At 71.0% G+C, this 16,134-nt stretch carries 10 protein-coding genes; all 10 read left to right on the forward strand.

From position 1 onward, the window contains the following. The first annotated feature begins 529 nt into the window (after positions 1–529). The 10 genes from ACZ43N_RS09230 to tpiA all read left to right on the forward strand — a co-directional run bounded on the left by ACZ43N_RS09230 (position 530) and on the right by tpiA (position 16,096). A complete protein-coding gene (locus ACZ43N_RS09230; protein WP_468096468.1) occupies positions 530–3,208 on the forward strand; it encodes a PAS domain S-box protein in 2,679 nt (892 codons plus the stop codon). Between the two features lie 304 nt (positions 3,209–3,512). Continuing rightward, entirely contained in the window at positions 3,513–4,184 is a 672-nt protein-coding gene (locus ACZ43N_RS09235) for a response regulator transcription factor (RefSeq protein ID WP_468096152.1), read from the forward strand. A gap of 176 nt (positions 4,185–4,360) precedes the next feature. Beyond that, complete coding sequence (gene uvrC / locus ACZ43N_RS09240) at positions 4,361–6,433, forward strand: excinuclease ABC subunit UvrC (RefSeq protein WP_468096154.1); 2,073 nt, start codon at positions 4,361–4,363, stop codon at positions 6,431–6,433. Next, positions 6,430–7,482, forward strand: coding sequence for an RNase adapter RapZ (rapZ, locus tag ACZ43N_RS09245; RefSeq protein WP_468096156.1), 1,053 nt, complete (start codon positions 6,430–6,432; stop codon positions 7,480–7,482). Before uvrC ends, rapZ begins: the two co-directional genes overlap by 4 nt. Continuing rightward, positions 7,479–8,549, forward strand: a complete 1,071-nt coding sequence (locus ACZ43N_RS09250) for a gluconeogenesis factor YvcK family protein (RefSeq protein WP_468096157.1) — start codon at positions 7,479–7,481, stop codon at positions 8,547–8,549. The genes rapZ and ACZ43N_RS09250 overlap by 4 nt, the downstream gene beginning before the upstream one ends. Beyond that, positions 8,540–9,529, forward strand: coding sequence for a DNA-binding protein WhiA (whiA, locus tag ACZ43N_RS09255; RefSeq protein ID WP_055710847.1), 990 nt, complete (start codon positions 8,540–8,542; stop codon positions 9,527–9,529). The genes ACZ43N_RS09250 and whiA overlap by 10 nt, the downstream gene beginning before the upstream one ends. Before the next feature lie 188 nt (positions 9,530–9,717). Next, positions 9,718–12,675, forward strand: coding sequence for a M14 family metallopeptidase (locus tag ACZ43N_RS09260; protein ID WP_468096159.1), 2,958 nt, complete (start codon positions 9,718–9,720; stop codon positions 12,673–12,675). A 269-nt stretch (positions 12,676–12,944) separates the two neighbouring features. Then, entirely contained in the window at positions 12,945–13,955 is a 1,011-nt protein-coding gene (gene gap, locus ACZ43N_RS09265) for a type I glyceraldehyde-3-phosphate dehydrogenase (protein ID WP_055538514.1), read from the forward strand. A gap of 134 nt (positions 13,956–14,089) precedes the next feature. Continuing rightward, positions 14,090–15,301, forward strand: coding sequence for a phosphoglycerate kinase (locus tag ACZ43N_RS09270; protein ID WP_468096162.1), 1,212 nt, complete (start codon positions 14,090–14,092; stop codon positions 15,299–15,301). A gap of 39 nt (positions 15,302–15,340) precedes the next feature. Next, positions 15,341–16,096 (forward strand): triose-phosphate isomerase, encoded by a 756-nt coding sequence (gene tpiA / locus ACZ43N_RS09275; RefSeq protein WP_468096470.1) that lies wholly within the window; start codon positions 15,341–15,343, stop codon positions 16,094–16,096. Positions 16,097–16,134: the final 38 nt, after the last annotated feature.

Below are 16,134 nucleotides of genomic sequence, written 5' to 3' on the forward strand. Positions count from 1 at the left end.
CGCCCCGTCCTCCGGGCCCGCCTCGCCGTCCCCCGGGACGAGCGGTTCGCCCGCGCCCGGCGGCGAGCCGGACCTGAGCGGCGGTCAGCCCGCGACGGGCCCGGCACCGAACGGGACCCGCTCCCCGAGGGAGGAAGCGCGGGTACCGGACCCGCCCGGCTCCTCCTCAGCGGGCCGCGTGAGCGCACCGCGCCCTTCGTCGTCGGCGGGCCGCGTGAGCGCATCGCGCCCTTCGTCGTCGGCGGATCGCGTGAGCGCATCGCGCCCTTCGTCGTCGGCGGGCCGCGTGAGCGCATCGCGCCCTTCGTCGTCGGCGGGCCGCGTGAGCGCACCGCGCCCTTCGTCGTCGGCGGGCCGCGTACCGAGCCCGCGCCGCCCCGCATCCCCGGTGGACCGCGGTCCCCGTCCGTCGGCGGAGGGCTCCGGCCGGGCCGCGTCGCAGCCCCGGGGTACCGGGACGGGCCGGGGGCGGGGGAGGGGCCTTCGGGGGGTGCCGTTCTTCGCCCGGCTGCGGGTGGGCGCCAAGCTGATGCTGCTCGTGCTGTTGCCGGTGACCGTGCTCCTGGTGTTCACGGTGTTCGCCGCCGTGTCGCACTGGGAGAAGGCGCGGACGCTGCACGACTTCGACACGGCGATCGCGGTGTCCTTCGTGACCGGCGAGGTCTCCGACGCCGTCGCGCGGGAGCGGATGGCCGCGGTGAAGGCCCGGCTGCACGTCGAACCGGGCACGGCGCGCGAGCGCTCCGACGCCCAACACGCCACCGACGACGCACTGCGGCGGGCGTCCCGGCACGCCACCGGCCGGCCGGAGCCCGACGTCGCCGGTGTCCTCGACGCCGTACGCAGGCAACTCCACGCGCTGCGCGTCGAGACGGGCACCACCTCACTGGACGCGCAGACCGTCGCCCAGCGGTACGACGCCATCGAGAACGTCCTGCTCGACACCGTCGCCACCCTGGAGTCCGGCCGCCCCACTCGGGCCGCGGGCCGCGCCGCCGACGCCCATGTGGCGCTTCGCAAGGCCATCGCGGCCGCCGAACGCGAACGGGCCGAGCTCGCCATCCTGTTCGATGTGCCGGCAGGCCAACGCCCCACCGCCGCCGGCCGCTGGACCGAACTGGAGAAGGCACAGCTGCGCACCTTCGAGCAGAACACCTCCGCGGCACTCTGGGCCGAGCTGCACAGCACCATGTTCCAGGCCCCCGGCCGCGCCGTCCGCAAGGTCCGCGACATGCTCGACGACTCCGACACCCGGCCCGCCGACTGGCCCTCGTACGACGCCTGGCTGGCCGACTCCGAGAAGTACGTCGACGATCTGCGCGCCGTCCAGAGCCGGGCCATGCGGGAACTCGCCGGCACCGCGGACCAAGAACTGCGGGCCACCCGGACCCGGGCCTACAGCGAACTGGCCCTCTTCCTGGGGGTCCTGTGCGCCGTCACCGTCCTCGCGCTGGCCCTGCGCCGCTCGATCACCCGACCCCTCGGACAGGTCGCCGCCGGCGCGCGGGCACTGTCGGAGGGCGACCTCTCGTACGACATCCGCTACGCGGGCCGCGACGAACTCGGGGCCGTCGCCGACACCTTCCGCGAACTGCGGGTGACCACGGAGCGGCTGGCCGGCCAGATACGTGCGATGAACATGGCGATCGACGCGGGCCGCCTCGAACACCGGGCCGACGTCGACGCCTTCGACGGCACCTGGGCCCACCTGCTGAGCGGCATGAACGACACCATGGCGTCCTTCGCCGCCGCCCACGGCCGCCGCAAGCGCGCCGAACGGGAACTGGAAGGCATCTTCCACCTCTCCCTGGACCTGCTCTGCATCAGCGGACTCGACGGCTACTTCAAACGCGTCAACCCGGCCTTCGAACGCACCCTCGGATATCCCGCCGAGATCCTGACCGCGAGGCCGCTCGTCGAGTTCGTCCACGAGGAGGACCGCGACAGCACCCACGAGGCGATCGAGCTGCTGGCGAGCGGCGCCGACGTCGCCGAGTTCGAGAACCGGTACGTCCGCGCGGACGGCACCGAGTGCTGGCTCCAGTGGAGCGCCCGGCCGGTCCCCGAGGAGGGCCTCATCTACGCCGCCGCCCGCGATGTCACCGAGAGCCGGCTGGCCGCCCGTGAACAGGCCGCGCTGCGCCGGGTCGCCACCGAGGTGGCCCGCGGGGTGCCGCCGTCCGATGTGTTCGCGAAGGTGGCGGAGGAGGTGGGCGCCCTGCTGAGCACGGCCGCGGCCGTACTGCGCTACGAGACCGACGGCTACTTCACCGTCCTCGGCATCGCGCGCGAACACGTCGACGACGAGGGCGGAGCGCCACGCCTGCCCCGTCGGGAGTCGGCGCGCAAGGTGATGGAGGAGGTGGCCCGGACACGCGGCGCCGCCCGGTCGGGCACCGCAGCGGGCGCCCCCATCGTCGTCGAGGGCCGGCTGTGGGGCGTCGTCGTCGCGGCCTCGCGGCTCGACCCGCTGCCCGAGGGCACCGAGTCCCGGCTCGCCGACTTCACCGAACTGATCGCCACCGCGATCGCCAACGCCGACAGCCGCGCCCAGCTGACCGCCTCACGCGCGCGTGTCGTGGCCGCGGGGGACGCCTCCCGGCGCCGTATCGAACGCGACCTGCACGACGGAGTGCAGCAGCGCCTGGTCTCCCTGCAGCTGGAGCTGCGGATGGCGGAGACCCTCGTCGAGGACCGGGGCTCGGCGCTCGGCAGACAACTGGCCCACCTGGGCAGGGGCCTCGACGACACCTTCCAGGACCTGATCCAGGTGGCCCGCGGCATCCACCCGGCGATCCTCTCCCGGGGCGGTCTGGGCCCCGCCCTGCGCTCCCTCGCCCGCCGCTGCGCGATCCCCGTCGAACTCGGTCTCCGGCTCTCCACGCCCCGCTTCCCGGAGCCGGTCGAGGTGGCCGCGTACTACGTGACGTCGGAGTGCCTGACCAACGCGGTCAAGCACGCGCACGCGAGCGTGGTGAGCGTGACGGCCGAGGACACGAGCGGCGTCCTGGAGGTGGTCGTCCACGACGACGGCGTCGGGGGAGCGGACCCGGGCAGGGGCTCAGGGCTGATCGGGCTCATCGACCGCGTGGAGGCGATCGGCGGCCGGCTCACCGTGGCCAGCCCGCCGGGCGACGGGACGACGCTGTGCGTCCGCCTGCCGCTGACCCCGCCCCCGGAGGCCGGGGACGCCACGCCACGTTCATGACCGCCCGAAGCGTACGCGGCGAGACCCTTCAAGGGGGGAGTGCGGGACTCGGTCGGGCGTACGTTCGGGCGGCCGTGTCGGGCGGCGGAGACGGCCGCCCGGCTCAGTACGCGGGTGAACAACCGGATCCGTCTCCGCCGAGGCAACCGGCCACCCGCGACTGCACTCGTTCGAGGATGCCGTGCGGACACCGAGGTGACGTCCCGGCTCTCCCCCAACTAGGCTTCCAGCTAGCCGTAAGACCCGTGTTCAGGCAGGCTGTCGGGACGAACGGAACAGGTCGGGCAGGGGGAGGCCGAGACCCATGGACGCCGATCAGCATCCGGCGCTCGGGCGGGTGGTGCTCGCGGACGACGACGTGCTCCTGCGTGAGGGGCTGGCAAGCCTGTGCGAGCGCGTCGGCTACGAGGTGGTGGGCCAGGCCGGCGACGGCGGCGGGCTCATGGACCTGGTCGAGTCACACGTACCGGACATCGCGATCATCGACATCAGGATGCCGCCCACGCAGTCCACGGAGGGGCTGAAGGCGGCCCGCGCCATCCGCGAGCGGTACCCCTCGGTCGGGATCCTCGTCCTGTCGGCGTTCGTCGAGGTCGAGGACGCGCTGGAGCTGCTGGCCGGCGGGCGCAGCATCGGTTATCTGCTCAAGAGCCGGATCACCGCCGTGGACGAGTTCCTGGAGACACTCGACCGCATCCGCCGGGGCGGCAGTGTGGTGGACCCGTCACTGGTGCAGGAGCTGGTCGCCGCGCAGCGCCGCGACGATCCGCTGGCCGTGCTCAGCAACCGTGAGCGCGAGGTGCTCGGGCTCATGGCGGAGGGGCGCTCCAACGCGGGGATCGGCAAGCGACTGTGGGTGACCGAGGGGACGGTCGAGAAACATGTGCGGAGCATCCTGGGCAAGCTGAGGCTGCCGGAAGAACCGGATGATCACCGCCGGGTCCTGGCCGTGCTGACGTTCCTGGAGACGCGTTAGGGGTCTTTCACTATGCGCGTCCGATCAGGTCGCGTGGTCTGGTGCCTTGCGAGGTGCGGTGCCGGACCACGCGACCCGGCGGGCATAGTGAAAGGCCCCTTAAAGCCCTGGAGCCGCCCTGGCCAAGGCTCCCCGGGCGCCCCGCGGTGTCACTCCCCGCCAGTAGGGTGTGGAGCATGGCCGATCCCTCCAGCTACCGCCCCAGTCCGGGACAGATCCCGGACTCTCCCGGGGTGTACAAGTTCCGTGACGAGCACCGCCGGGTGATCTACGTCGGGAAGGCGAAGAGCCTGCGTCAGCGCCTGGCCAACTACTTCCAGGACCTGGCCGGCCTCCACCCGCGCACCCGCTCCATGGTCACCACGGCCGCCTCCGTGGAGTGGACGGTGGTGTCCACGGAGGTGGAGGCGCTCCAGCTGGAGTACTCCTGGATCAAGGAGTTCGACCCCCGGTTCAACGTCAAGTACCGCGACGACAAGAGCTACCCGTACCTCGCGGTCACGATGAACGAGCAGTACCCCCGGGTGCAGGTGATGCGCGGTCACAAGAAGAAGGGCGTCCGGTACTTCGGCCCGTACGCCCACGCGTGGGCCATCCGCGACACCGTGGACCTGCTGCTGCGCGTCTTCCCCGTCCGCACCTGCTCGGCCGGCGTCTTCAAGAACGCGGCCCGCACCGGCCGCCCCTGTCTGCTCGGCTACATCGGCAAGTGCTCCGCCCCCTGCGTCGAGCGGATCACCGCCGAGGACCACCGGGAGCTGGCCGAGGAGTTCAGCGACTTCATGGCCGGCCGCACCGGCACCTACCTCCGTCGTCTGGAGCGGCAGATGACGGACGCGGCCGAGGAGATGGAGTACGAGCGGGCCGCCCGGCTGCGCGACGACATCGAGGCCCTGAAGAAGGCCATGGAGAAGAACGCGGTCGTGCTCGCCGACGCGACCGACGCCGACCTGATCGCGGTCGCCGAGGACGAGCTGGAGGCCGCCGTCCAGATCTTCCACGTACGCGGCGGACGCGTGCGCGGCCAGCGCGGCTGGGTCACCGACAAGGTCGAGGCCGTCACCACCGCCGACCTCGTCGAGCACGCCCTGCAGCAGCTCTACGGCGAGGAGACCGGCGACTCGGTGCCCAAGGAGGTCCTCGTCCCGGCCCTGCCCGACCCCGTCGAGCCCGTCCAGGAGTGGCTCACCGGGCGCCGCGGCTCGAACGTCTCCCTGCGCATCCCGCAGCGGGGCGACAAGAAGGCCCTCATGGAGACCGTGCAGCGCAACGCCCAGCAGTCGCTCGTGCTGCACAAGACCAAGCGCGCCTCCGACCTCACCACCCGCTCCCGGGCCCTGGAGGAGATCGCCGAGGCCCTCGACCTCGACAGCGCCCCGCTCAGGATCGAGTGCTACGACATCTCCCACCTCCAGGGCGACGACGTCGTCGCCTCCATGGTCGTCTTCGAGGACGGACTGGCCCGCAAGAGCGAGTACCGCCGCTTCCAGATCAAGGGCCGGGTCGGGGACACGCAGGTCTGGCACGGCGAGGGCCAGGACGACGTCCGGTCCATGCACGAGGTCATCGCCCGCCGCTTCAGGCGCTACCTCGCCGAGAAGGAGAAGACCGGCGAGTGGGCCGACGGCGAGGACGCCCTCACCGAGGAGGACGGCCGCCCCAAGCGCTTCGCCTACCCGCCGCAGCTCGTCGTCGTCGACGGCGGACAGCCGCAGGTCGCCGCCGCCCGCCGGGCCCTGGACGAGCTGGGCATCGACGACATCGCCGTGTGCGGCCTCGCCAAGCGCCTGGAGGAGGTCTGGCTGCCCGGCGAGGACGACCCGGTGGTCCTGCCCCGCACCAGCGAGGGTCTGTATCTGCTCCAGCGCGTCCGCGACGAGGCCCACCGCTTCGCCATCACCTACCAGCGCACCAAGCGGGCCAAGCGGTTCCGGGCCAGCCCCCTGGACGACGTGCCCGGCCTCGGCGACACCCGCAAGCAGGCCCTGCTCAAGCACTTCGGCTCGCTGAGGAAACTGCGCGCCGCGACGATCGACCAGATCTGCGAGGTCCCCGGCATAGGCCGCAAGACGGCCGAGACGATCGCCGCGGCCCTCGCACAGGCGGCTCCGGCGGCACCCGCCGTGAACACCGCCACCGGGGAGATCATGGAGGAAGAGGAGCCCGGCACGACGGCGGACACCTCCGGGGAGCCCGTGGCGGTGTTCACGGCGGGTCCCCCGGACCGGCGACGAGGGCAGGAGACATGACCGAGCACGAAGAGCGCCCAGAACCTCATGAGCGCCCCCAGCGTCCAGAAGAACAGCACCAAGAGCACACAGGGGAGCGCGGGCGGGCCCTCAGCGCGGCGGGCGACCACGCCTCCCAGCACCCAGCGCCCCAGGAAGACGGAGCACACGTGAGTACGGGCATCGAAACAGCCGGGGTCCCCGAGGCGGCCATCCCCGAGCTGGTCATCATCTCCGGCATGTCCGGCGCCGGCCGGTCCACGGCCGCCAAGTGTCTGGAGGACCTCGGCTGGTTCGTCGTGGACAACCTGCCGCCCGCGCTGATCCCCACCATGGTGGAGCTCGGCGCCCGCTCCCAGGGCAACGTGGCGCGGATCGCGGTCGTCGTCGACGTCCGTGGCCGCCGTTTCTTCGACAACCTCCGCGACTCCCTCGCCGACCTCGAGACGAAGAACGTCACCCGTCGGATCGTCTTCCTGGAGTCCTCCGACGATGCCCTCGTGCGCCGCTTCGAGTCGGTGCGCCGCCCGCACCCCCTCCAGGGCGACGGCCGCATCGTCGACGGCATCGCCGCCGAGCGGGAGCTGCTGCGTGAGCTGCGCGGCGACGCCGACCTGGTGATCGACACCTCCAGCCTGAACGTGCACGAGCTGCGCGCGAAGATGGACGCCCAGTTCGCCGGCGAGGAGGAGCCCGAGCTGCGGGCCACCGTCATGTCCTTCGGCTTCAAGTACGGCCTGCCGGTCGACGCCGACCTGGTCGTGGACATGCGCTTCCTGCCCAACCCGCACTGGGTCCCTGAGCTGCGCCCCTACACCGGCCTCAACGAGGAGGTCTCGGCGTACGTCTTCAACCAGCCCGGCGCCAAGGAGTTCCTCGACCGCTACGCGGAGCTGCTCCAGCTGATCGCCGCCGGCTACCGCCGCGAGGGCAAGCGGTATGTGACCATCGCGGTCGGCTGCACCGGCGGCAAGCACCGCTCGGTCGCCACGTCCGAGAAGCTGGCCGCCCGTCTGGCCTCCCAGGGCGTCGAGACCGTCGTCGTGCACCGCGACATGGGTCGCGAATGACCGGACGTGCTGCTCTGCGGCTGAGCAGACTGCGCCGGGTCACCCCGGAAGGACGGACGGCCGGGCCCGCCGAGGCGCGCGGCGGCCGGGCACGTCGTCGTGGCGCCCAGCCCAAGGTCGTCGCGCTCGGCGGCGGCATGGGCCTGTCCGCCTCGCTCGCCGCCCTGCGCCGGATCACCGGCGACCTCACCGCCGTCGTCACCGTGGCCGACGACGGCGGCTCCAGCGGACGTCTGCGCGACGAGCTGGGCGTGCTCCCGCCCGGCGACCTGCGCAAGGCGCTGGCCGCGCTGTGCGGTGACGACGACTGGGGGCAGACCTGGGCTCGCGTCATCCAGCACCGCTTCAAGACCAAGGGCGACCTGCACGACCACGCCGTCGGCAACCTCCTGATCGTCGCCCTGTGGGAGCAGCTCGGCGACCACGTCCAGGCGCTGGACCTGGTCGGCAGGCTGCTCGGCGCCCAGGGCCGTGTGCTGCCCATGTCCGCGGTGCCCCTGGAGCTCCAGGCCCTGGTCAAGGGGCACGACCCGACGCGCCCCGACGCCGTCGACACCGTCCGGGGCCAGGCGACCGTCGCGCTCACCCCCGGCGAGGTGCAGTCCGTGCACCTCGTGCCCCACGACCCGCCCGCCGTGCCCGAGGCGGTGGCGGCCGTCCTCGACGCCGACTGGGTGGTGCTGGGGCCCGGCTCCTGGTTCTCGTCGGTGATCCCGCACCTGCTCGTCCCCGAGCTGCTCGACGCCCTCACCGAGACCAAGGCCCGGCTCGTGCTGTCGCTGAACCTCGCCCCGCAGCCGGGAGAAACCGATGGCTTCTCCCCGCAGCGTCATTTGGAGGTTTTGGCACGACACGCCCCTAAACTCGCCCTGGACGTGGTGCTGGCCGACGAGGCCGCCGTGCCCGACCGCGATTTGCTGACCGAGGCCGCCGAGCGGTTCGGCGCCGCGGTCGAGCTGGCTCCGGTGGCCCGGCCCGATGGATCTCCGCGGCATGATCCGGAGCTGCTGGCCGCCGCGTACGACCGTATTTTTCGGATGCATGGAAGGATCGGCCCATGGCGATGACGGCAGCGGTGAAGGACGAGATCTCCCGGCTACCCGTCACCCGGACCTGCTGCAGAAAGGCGGAGGTCTCGGCGATCCTGCGGTTCGCGGGCGGGCTGCACCTGGTGAGCGGCCGCATCGTGATCGAGGCGGAGCTGGACACCGCGATGGCGGCGCGCCGCCTCAAGCGGGACATCCTGGAGATCTTCGGACACAGCTCCGAACTGATCGTGATGGCACCCGGCGGACTGCGCCGGGGCTCGCGTTATGTGGTGCGGGTCGTCGCGGGCGGCGATCAGCTGGCCCGCCAGACGGGGTTGGTGGACGGCCGCGGCCGGCCCATCCGCGGACTGCCCCCGCAGGTGGTCTCGGGGGCCACCTGCGATGCCGAGGCCGCCTGGCGCGGGGCGTTCCTCGCGCACGGCTCGCTCACCGAGCCCGGCCGCTCGTCCTCCCTGGAGGTGACGTGCCCGGGCCCGGAGGCGGCCCTCGCCCTGGTCGGCGCGGCCCGCAGGCTGTCGATCGCCGCGAAGGCCCGGGAGGTGCGCAGCGTGGACCGGGTCGTCGTACGGGACGGCGACGCGATCGGCGCGCTGCTGACCCGGCTCGGCGCCCATGAGTCGGTGCTGGCCTGGGAGGAGCGGCGGATGCGCCGCGAGGTCCGGGCCACTGCGAACCGGCTCGCCAACTTCGACGACGCCAACCTGCGCCGCTCGGCCCGTGCCGCCGTCGCCGCCGGTGCCCGCGTCGGCCGTGCCCTGGAGATCCTCGGCGACGACGTGCCCGAACACCTCGCCGCCGCCGGACGGCTGCGCATGGAGCACAAGCAGGCCTCGCTGGAGGAGCTGGGCGCGCTCGCCGACCCGCCGCTCACCAAGGACGCCGTCGCGGGCCGTATCCGCCGACTGCTGGCCATGGCGGACAAGCGCGCGCAGGACCTGGGCATCCCCGGGACGGAGTCGAGCCTCACCGAGGAGATGGCCGAAAACCTCGCCGGGTGACAACCCGTCAGCCGCACCCCGCCTCGGCGAACTTGCCGGTGCCGAAGCCCAGTTGGGTTTTCGGCGCCGGCTTTTCGCTTGACGGGTGAATTCCCTGTGTGGCTCGTGCGGCACCCTTGACGTGATCCGGATCTGACATGAGCCTGGCGTCTGTTCGCCACTGTGGCGAACCCACGCAAGGGGGGCTCATGAGACGAAGAGCGAGATCGATCCTCGCTGCCGGCGTGCTCCTGCTGGGCGGCGGCGCGGGGCTCGCGCCGTTCGCCCAGGCGGCCGAGAACAATGGTTCCGGCGATGCGGAAGAGGTCAAGGTCTTCCGCGCCGAGGTCACGAAGGAGCAGGTACCCCTGCTTCTGGCGGCCGGGCAGGACGGACACGAACTCAGCGAGCAGGCACCGGAGAAGGGCACCGCGTCGGTCGAGGTCTACCTCACCGACAAGCAGGCGAAGGCCCTGGAGGAACAGGGCGTCGACCTCAAGGAGCACAGGCTCACCCGCAAGGCGGAGGCCCGGGTGGACGCCGCGGGCGACGGGGTCTACCGCCCCTACAGCGGCGCCGGGAACATCAAGGAGGAGATCCTCCGGACCGGTCAGGAGCACCCGTCCCTGACCAAGGTGGTCTCCATCGGCAAGTCCCTCCAGGGACAGGACATCCTCGCGCTCAAGCTGACCAGGAACGCGAAGAAGACCAAGGACGGCGCCAAGCCCTCCGTCCTGTACATGTCCAACCAGCACGCCCGTGAGTGGATCACCCCGGAGATGACCCGGCGGCTGATGCACCACTACCTGGACAACTACAAGACGGACAAGCGGATCAAGAAGATCGTCGACACCACCGAGCTGTGGTTCCTGATCTCCGCCAACCCGGACGGTTACGACTTCACCCACAAGGCCGACGGCAACCGCCAGTGGCGCAAGAACCTGCGCGACATCAACGGCGACAACGCCATCACCGTCGGCGACGGCGTCGACCTCAACCGCAACTTCGCCTACAAGTGGGGCTACGACAACGAGGGTTCGTCCCCGTTCCCCACCAGTGAGACCTACCGCGGCGCGAGCCCGGGCTCCGAGCCCGAGACCAAGGCCCTGGACGCCTTCGAGAAGCGCATCGGCTTCGAGTACGGCATCAACTACCACTCCGCCGCCGAACTGATCCTCTACGGCGTCGGCTGGCAGGTGGCCACCCCCACCCCGGACGACGTGCTCTACAAGGCGCTGGCCGGTACCCCGGAGAACCCCGCGGTCCCCGGATACCACCCCCAGCTCTCCTCGGAGCTGTACACCACCAACGGCGAGGCGGACGGCCACGCGGCCAACGTCAACGGCACGCCGATGTTCACCCCCGAGATGTCGACGTGCCAGACCGCGTCGAACATCGACCCGGCCGACGCCTGGAAGCCGGAGGACTGCGCCTCCGTCTTCACGTTCCCCGACGACGAGAAGCTGATCAAGCAGGAGTTCGAGAAGAACATCCCGTTCGCGCTCTCCGTCGCCGAGTCCGCCGCGAAGCCCGACCGGCCCAAGTCCTCGGTCGGCCTCGACGCCCCCGACTTCACCCTCGCGCCCTTCACCGCGTCGTACTCGCGCGGCGCCGACCAGGAGATCTCCGTCGTCACCCGCAGGGCGGTGCGCGACAAGGAGCTGAAGTACCGGATCAACGGCCGCGGCCGGACCTACGACCAGACGCTCAGGCCCTGGAAGGGCGGCGAGACGTTCGGCGGTGAGGACAACCTCTGGTTCGACGAGTACCGGGCCAAGGTCCAGGACGGCGAACCGGGCGACAAGGTCGAGGTCTGGTTCACCGGCGAGACGAAGAGCGGCAAGCCCACCCGCAGCGAGCGCTTCACCTACACCATCGCCGAGCGGCCCAAGGCCGACACCCTCGTCGTCGCCGAGGAGGGTGCGACCGCGACCCAGACGCAGACGTATGTCGACGCGCTGAAGGCCAACGGCAAGAAGGCGCTCGTCTGGGACGTCGCGACCCAGGGTGCTCCCGACGCGCTGGGCGTACTGAAGCACTTCAAGCAGGTCGTGCACTACACGGGCGCCGTGCGCCCCGGCGTCGCCACCCAGCTCGAACTGCGCGCCTACCTCAACGAGGGCGGCAAGCTGATCGAGGCTGGCGAGAGCGCCGGCGGCTCCGTCGACCTCGGCGGCGGCACACTGTCCAACGACTTCAGCCAGTACTACCTGGGCGCCTACAGCCGTACGTCCCTGCCCGACGCCAAGGCCTTCACGGGCAGCGGGAAGCTCTCGGGCTTCACGGGAACGCTCGGCGACGCGCCCGGCAACCCGCTGAACACGGCGGGATCGTTCGGCCTCACCTCCGATGCCCTCCCCGCCGACGCCTTCCCGCAGTTCGCGAGCGCCGGGGCGGGCCAGTACCCCGGCACCGTCAACCCGTACGGCCCGTACGAGGGCGCGTCCATGGCGGCGGTCACGCACTCCGACTACGCCTGGAACCGGCTCACCCGCACCATCGACCTCACCTCGGTGACCGCGGCCGACAAGCCCGCGCTGCGCACCCGGATCCTGTGGAACACCGAGGAGGGCTACGACCACGCGGTCCTGGAGGCGCACACCGCCGGGGCGGACGACTGGACGACGCTGCCCGAGGCGGGCGGCGCCACCTCCACCGCCGTGCCCCTCGAGTGCGAGGCCGGGTACTTCATCCAGGCCCACCCGGCGCTGAAGCGGTACCTGACCCCGGGCTCCGGCGGCTGCACGCCGACCGGCACCAGCGGTGCCTGGAACAGCTTCACCGGGGCCTCCGACGGCTGGAAGCAGGTCGAGTTCGATCTGTCCGCCTACGCGGGCAAGTCGGTCGAGGTGTCGTTCAGCTACATCACCGACCCCGGATCCGGCGGTCGTGGCGTGCTGCTCGACAACACCACGGTGGTCACCGGCGGCATCGCCGGCGCGACCGAGGGCTTCGAGACGTCGCTCGGCGCCTGGAAGACCCCCGGCCCGCCCGCGGGCAGCCCGGCGGTCGTCCGGGACTGGGGCCTGTCCGGCGAACTGTTCAAGACGTTCGGCGCGGTCACCACGAACGACACCGTGCTGCTGGGCTTCGGCTTGGAGCAGGTGCCGGGGGCGGCCGACCGCACGGCACTGCTCGGCAAGGCGTTGGCGGCGCTGAGGAGGTGAGCGCCGACTGCGCCGAAGGGCTGGTGGCAGGCCCTGGAGAGGCCACCCCGAACGTCTGGAATCAGATGATCGGGTGGCCGCTCAAAAGGTAATCAGCTTGCAAAACCCGGGCGGTCCGTACCCCTACTGGCGGGTACGGATCGCACCGGCATGTATAGGGCATCTCGATGTCACTCGACGGGCCCCGGGGAGGTAGGGTCGTAGGCGGTCGGGGACATCCCATACAGCTCGCCGGCACTGAGCCGGCGTACCAACGAGGAGATCGGTTCGTGACGATCCGCGTAGGCATCAACGGCTTTGGCCGCATCGGTCGTAACTACTTCCGCGCGCTGCTGGAGCAGGGTGCAGACATCGAGATCGTGGCTGTCAACGACCTGGGTGACACCGCGACCACCGCTCACCTGCTGAAGTACGACACCATCCTGGGCCGTCTCAAGGCCGAGGTGTCGCACACCGCCGACACGATCACCGTGGACGGCCACACCATCAAGGTCCTCTCCGAGCGCAACCCCGCCGACATCCCGTGGGGCGAGCTGGGCGTCGACATCGTCATCGAGTCCACCGGCATCTTCACGAAGAAGGCCGACGCCGAGAAGCACCTCGCCGGCGGCGCCAAGAAGGTCCTCATCTCGGCTCCGGCCAAGGACGAGGACATCACCGTGGTGATGGGCGTCAACCAGGACAAGTACGACCCGGCGAACCACCACGTCATCTCCAACGCCTCCTGCACCACCAACTGTGTGGCGCCGATGGCCAAGGTCCTCGACGAGAACTTCGGCATCGTCAAGGGCCTGATGACGACGGTCCACGCGTACACCAACGACCAGCGCATCCTGGACTTCCCGCACTCGGACCTGCGTCGCGCCCGCGCCGCCGCCGAGAACATCATCCCGACCACCACCGGTGCCGCGAAGGCCACCGCGCTGGTCCTGCCGCAGCTCAAGGGCAAGCTCGACGGCATCGCGATGCGTGTCCCGGTCCCGACCGGCTCGGCCACCGACCTGGTCGTGCAGCTCCAGCGCGAGGTCACCAAGGACGAGGTCAACGCCGCCTTCAAGAAGGCCTCCGAGGACGGCGACCTCAAGGGCATCCTCTTCTACACCGAGGACCAGATCGTGTCCTCGGACATCGTCAGCGACCCGGCTTCCTGCACCTTCGACGCCTCCCTGACCATGGTCCAGGAAGGTACGTCGGTGAAGATCCTCGGCTGGTACGACAACGAGTGGGGCTACTCCAACCGCCTCGTCGACCTGACGGTCTTCGTCGGCAACCAGCTCTGATCGACGGAAACAGGCACTTGATGTGACGGCAGGGCTCGGGCGGCGCAGCGACGCGCCGCCCGGGCCCTGACTCACGTGCGAAACGCCCCTCTTACGATCACGAGCACCACAAGTCCTCTCCGGGAGTCCCCTCAATGAAGACGATCGACGAACTCCTCGCCGGCCCGGTCGCCGGAAAGCGGGTCTTCGTCCGCGCCGACCTGAACGTGCCGCTGTCCGGCACGACCATCACCGACGACGGCCGGATCCGCGCCGTCCTGCCCACCGTGAAGGCCCTCGCCGAGGCGGGCGCCCGGGTGATCGTCGCCTCGCACCTGGGTCGCCCCAAGGGCGCCCCGGACCCGGTCTTCTCGCTCGCCCCGGCCGCCGCCCGCCTCGGTGAACTCCTCGGCGCCGACGTGGCGTTCGCGACCGACACGGTCGGCGAGTCCGCCACGGCCACCGTCACGGGCCTCGCCGACGGCCAGGTCGCCGTGCTGGAGAACCTGCGCTTCAACGCCGGCGAGACGTCGAAGGACGACGCCGAGCGCGCCGCCTTCGCGGACCGGCTCGCCGGCCTCGCCGACGTCTACGTGGGCGACGGCTTCGGCGCGGTGCACCGTAAGCACGCCTCCGTCTTCGACCTTCCGGCCCGGCTGCCGCACTACGCCGGCCACCTCATCGCCACCGAGGTCGGCGTCCTCAAGAAGCTCACCGAGGACGTCAAGCGCCCCTATGTGGTCGCGCTCGGCGGCGCCAAGGTCTCCGACAAGCTCGCCGTCATCGACCAGCTGCTCGGCAGGGCCGACCGCATCCTCATCGGCGGCGGCATGGCGTACACCTTCCTCAGGGCCAAGGGGTACGAGATCGGCAGCTCCCTCCTCCAGGAGGACCAGCTCCCGGCCGTCACGGAGTACCTGGAGCGCGCCGAGAAGACCGGTGTCGAGCTGGTCCTGCCCGTCGACGCCCTCGTCTCGTCCGGGTTCCCGGACCTGAAGGCCAAGGCGCCCGCCAACCCCACCGCCGTCGCCGCGGACGCCATCCCGGCCGACCAGATGGGTCTGGACATCGGTCCGGAGACCCGCAAGCTGTACGCCTCCAAGATCGCCGACGCGGCCACCGTCTTCTGGAACGGCCCGATGGGCGTCTTCGAGCACCCCGATTTCGCCGAGGGCACCAAGGCGGTCGCCCAGGCTCTCCTCGACTCCGAGGCGTTCACGGTCGTCGGCGGCGGAGACTCCGCCGCGGCCGTGCGCATCCTGGGCTTCGACGAGAACGCATTCGGCCACATCTCGACCGGTGGCGGCGCCTCCCTCGAATACCTCGAGGGCAAGACGCTCCCCGGCCTCGCTGCACTGGAGGACTGACCCTCGATGACTGCTGTTGAAAACGGCCGCCTGCCCCTGATGGCGGGCAACTGGAAGATGAACCTCAACCACCTCGAGGCCATCGCCCACGTCCAGAAGCTCGCCTTCGCCCTGGCCGACAAGGACTACGAGGCCTGTGAGGTCGCGGTCCTGCCGCCCTTCACCGACCTGCGGTCCGTGCAGACCTTGGTCGACGGCGACAAGCTCAAGATCAAGTACGGTGCCCAGGACCTGTCGGCCCACGACTCCGGCGCCTACACCGGCGAGATCTCCGGCCCGATGCTGGCCAAGCTCAAGTGCACCTTCGTGGCGGTCGGCCACTCCGAGCGCCGCCAGTACCACGACGAGACCGACGAGATCGTCAACGCCAAGGTCAAGGCCGCCTTCAAGCACGGCCTCACCCCGATCCTCTGCGTCGGTGAGGAGCTGGAGGTCCGCGAGGCGGGCAACCACGTCTCCCACACCCTCGCCCAGGTCGAGGGCGGCCTGAAGGACGTCCCCGCCGAGCACGCCGAGACCGTCGTCATCGCCTACGAGCCCGTCTGGGCCATCGGCACCGGCAAGGTCTGCGGCGCCGAGGACGCCCAGGAGGTCTGCGCGGCCATCCGCGCCAAGCTGGCCGAGCTGTACACCCAGGAGCTGGCCGACCAGGTCCGCATCCAGTACGGCGGCTCCGTGAAGGCCGGCAACGTCGCCGAGATCATGGCCCAGGCCGACATCGACGGGGCCCTCGTCGGCGGCGCCTCCCTCGACGCGGACGAGTTCGTCAAGATCGTGCGCTTCCGTGACCAGTGAGTAGGCGCTAGCGGCGGAACGTCGTAGTCTTGCGGGGG

The sequence above is a fragment of the Streptomyces sp. NPDC030814 genome, from assembly GCF_055572155.1.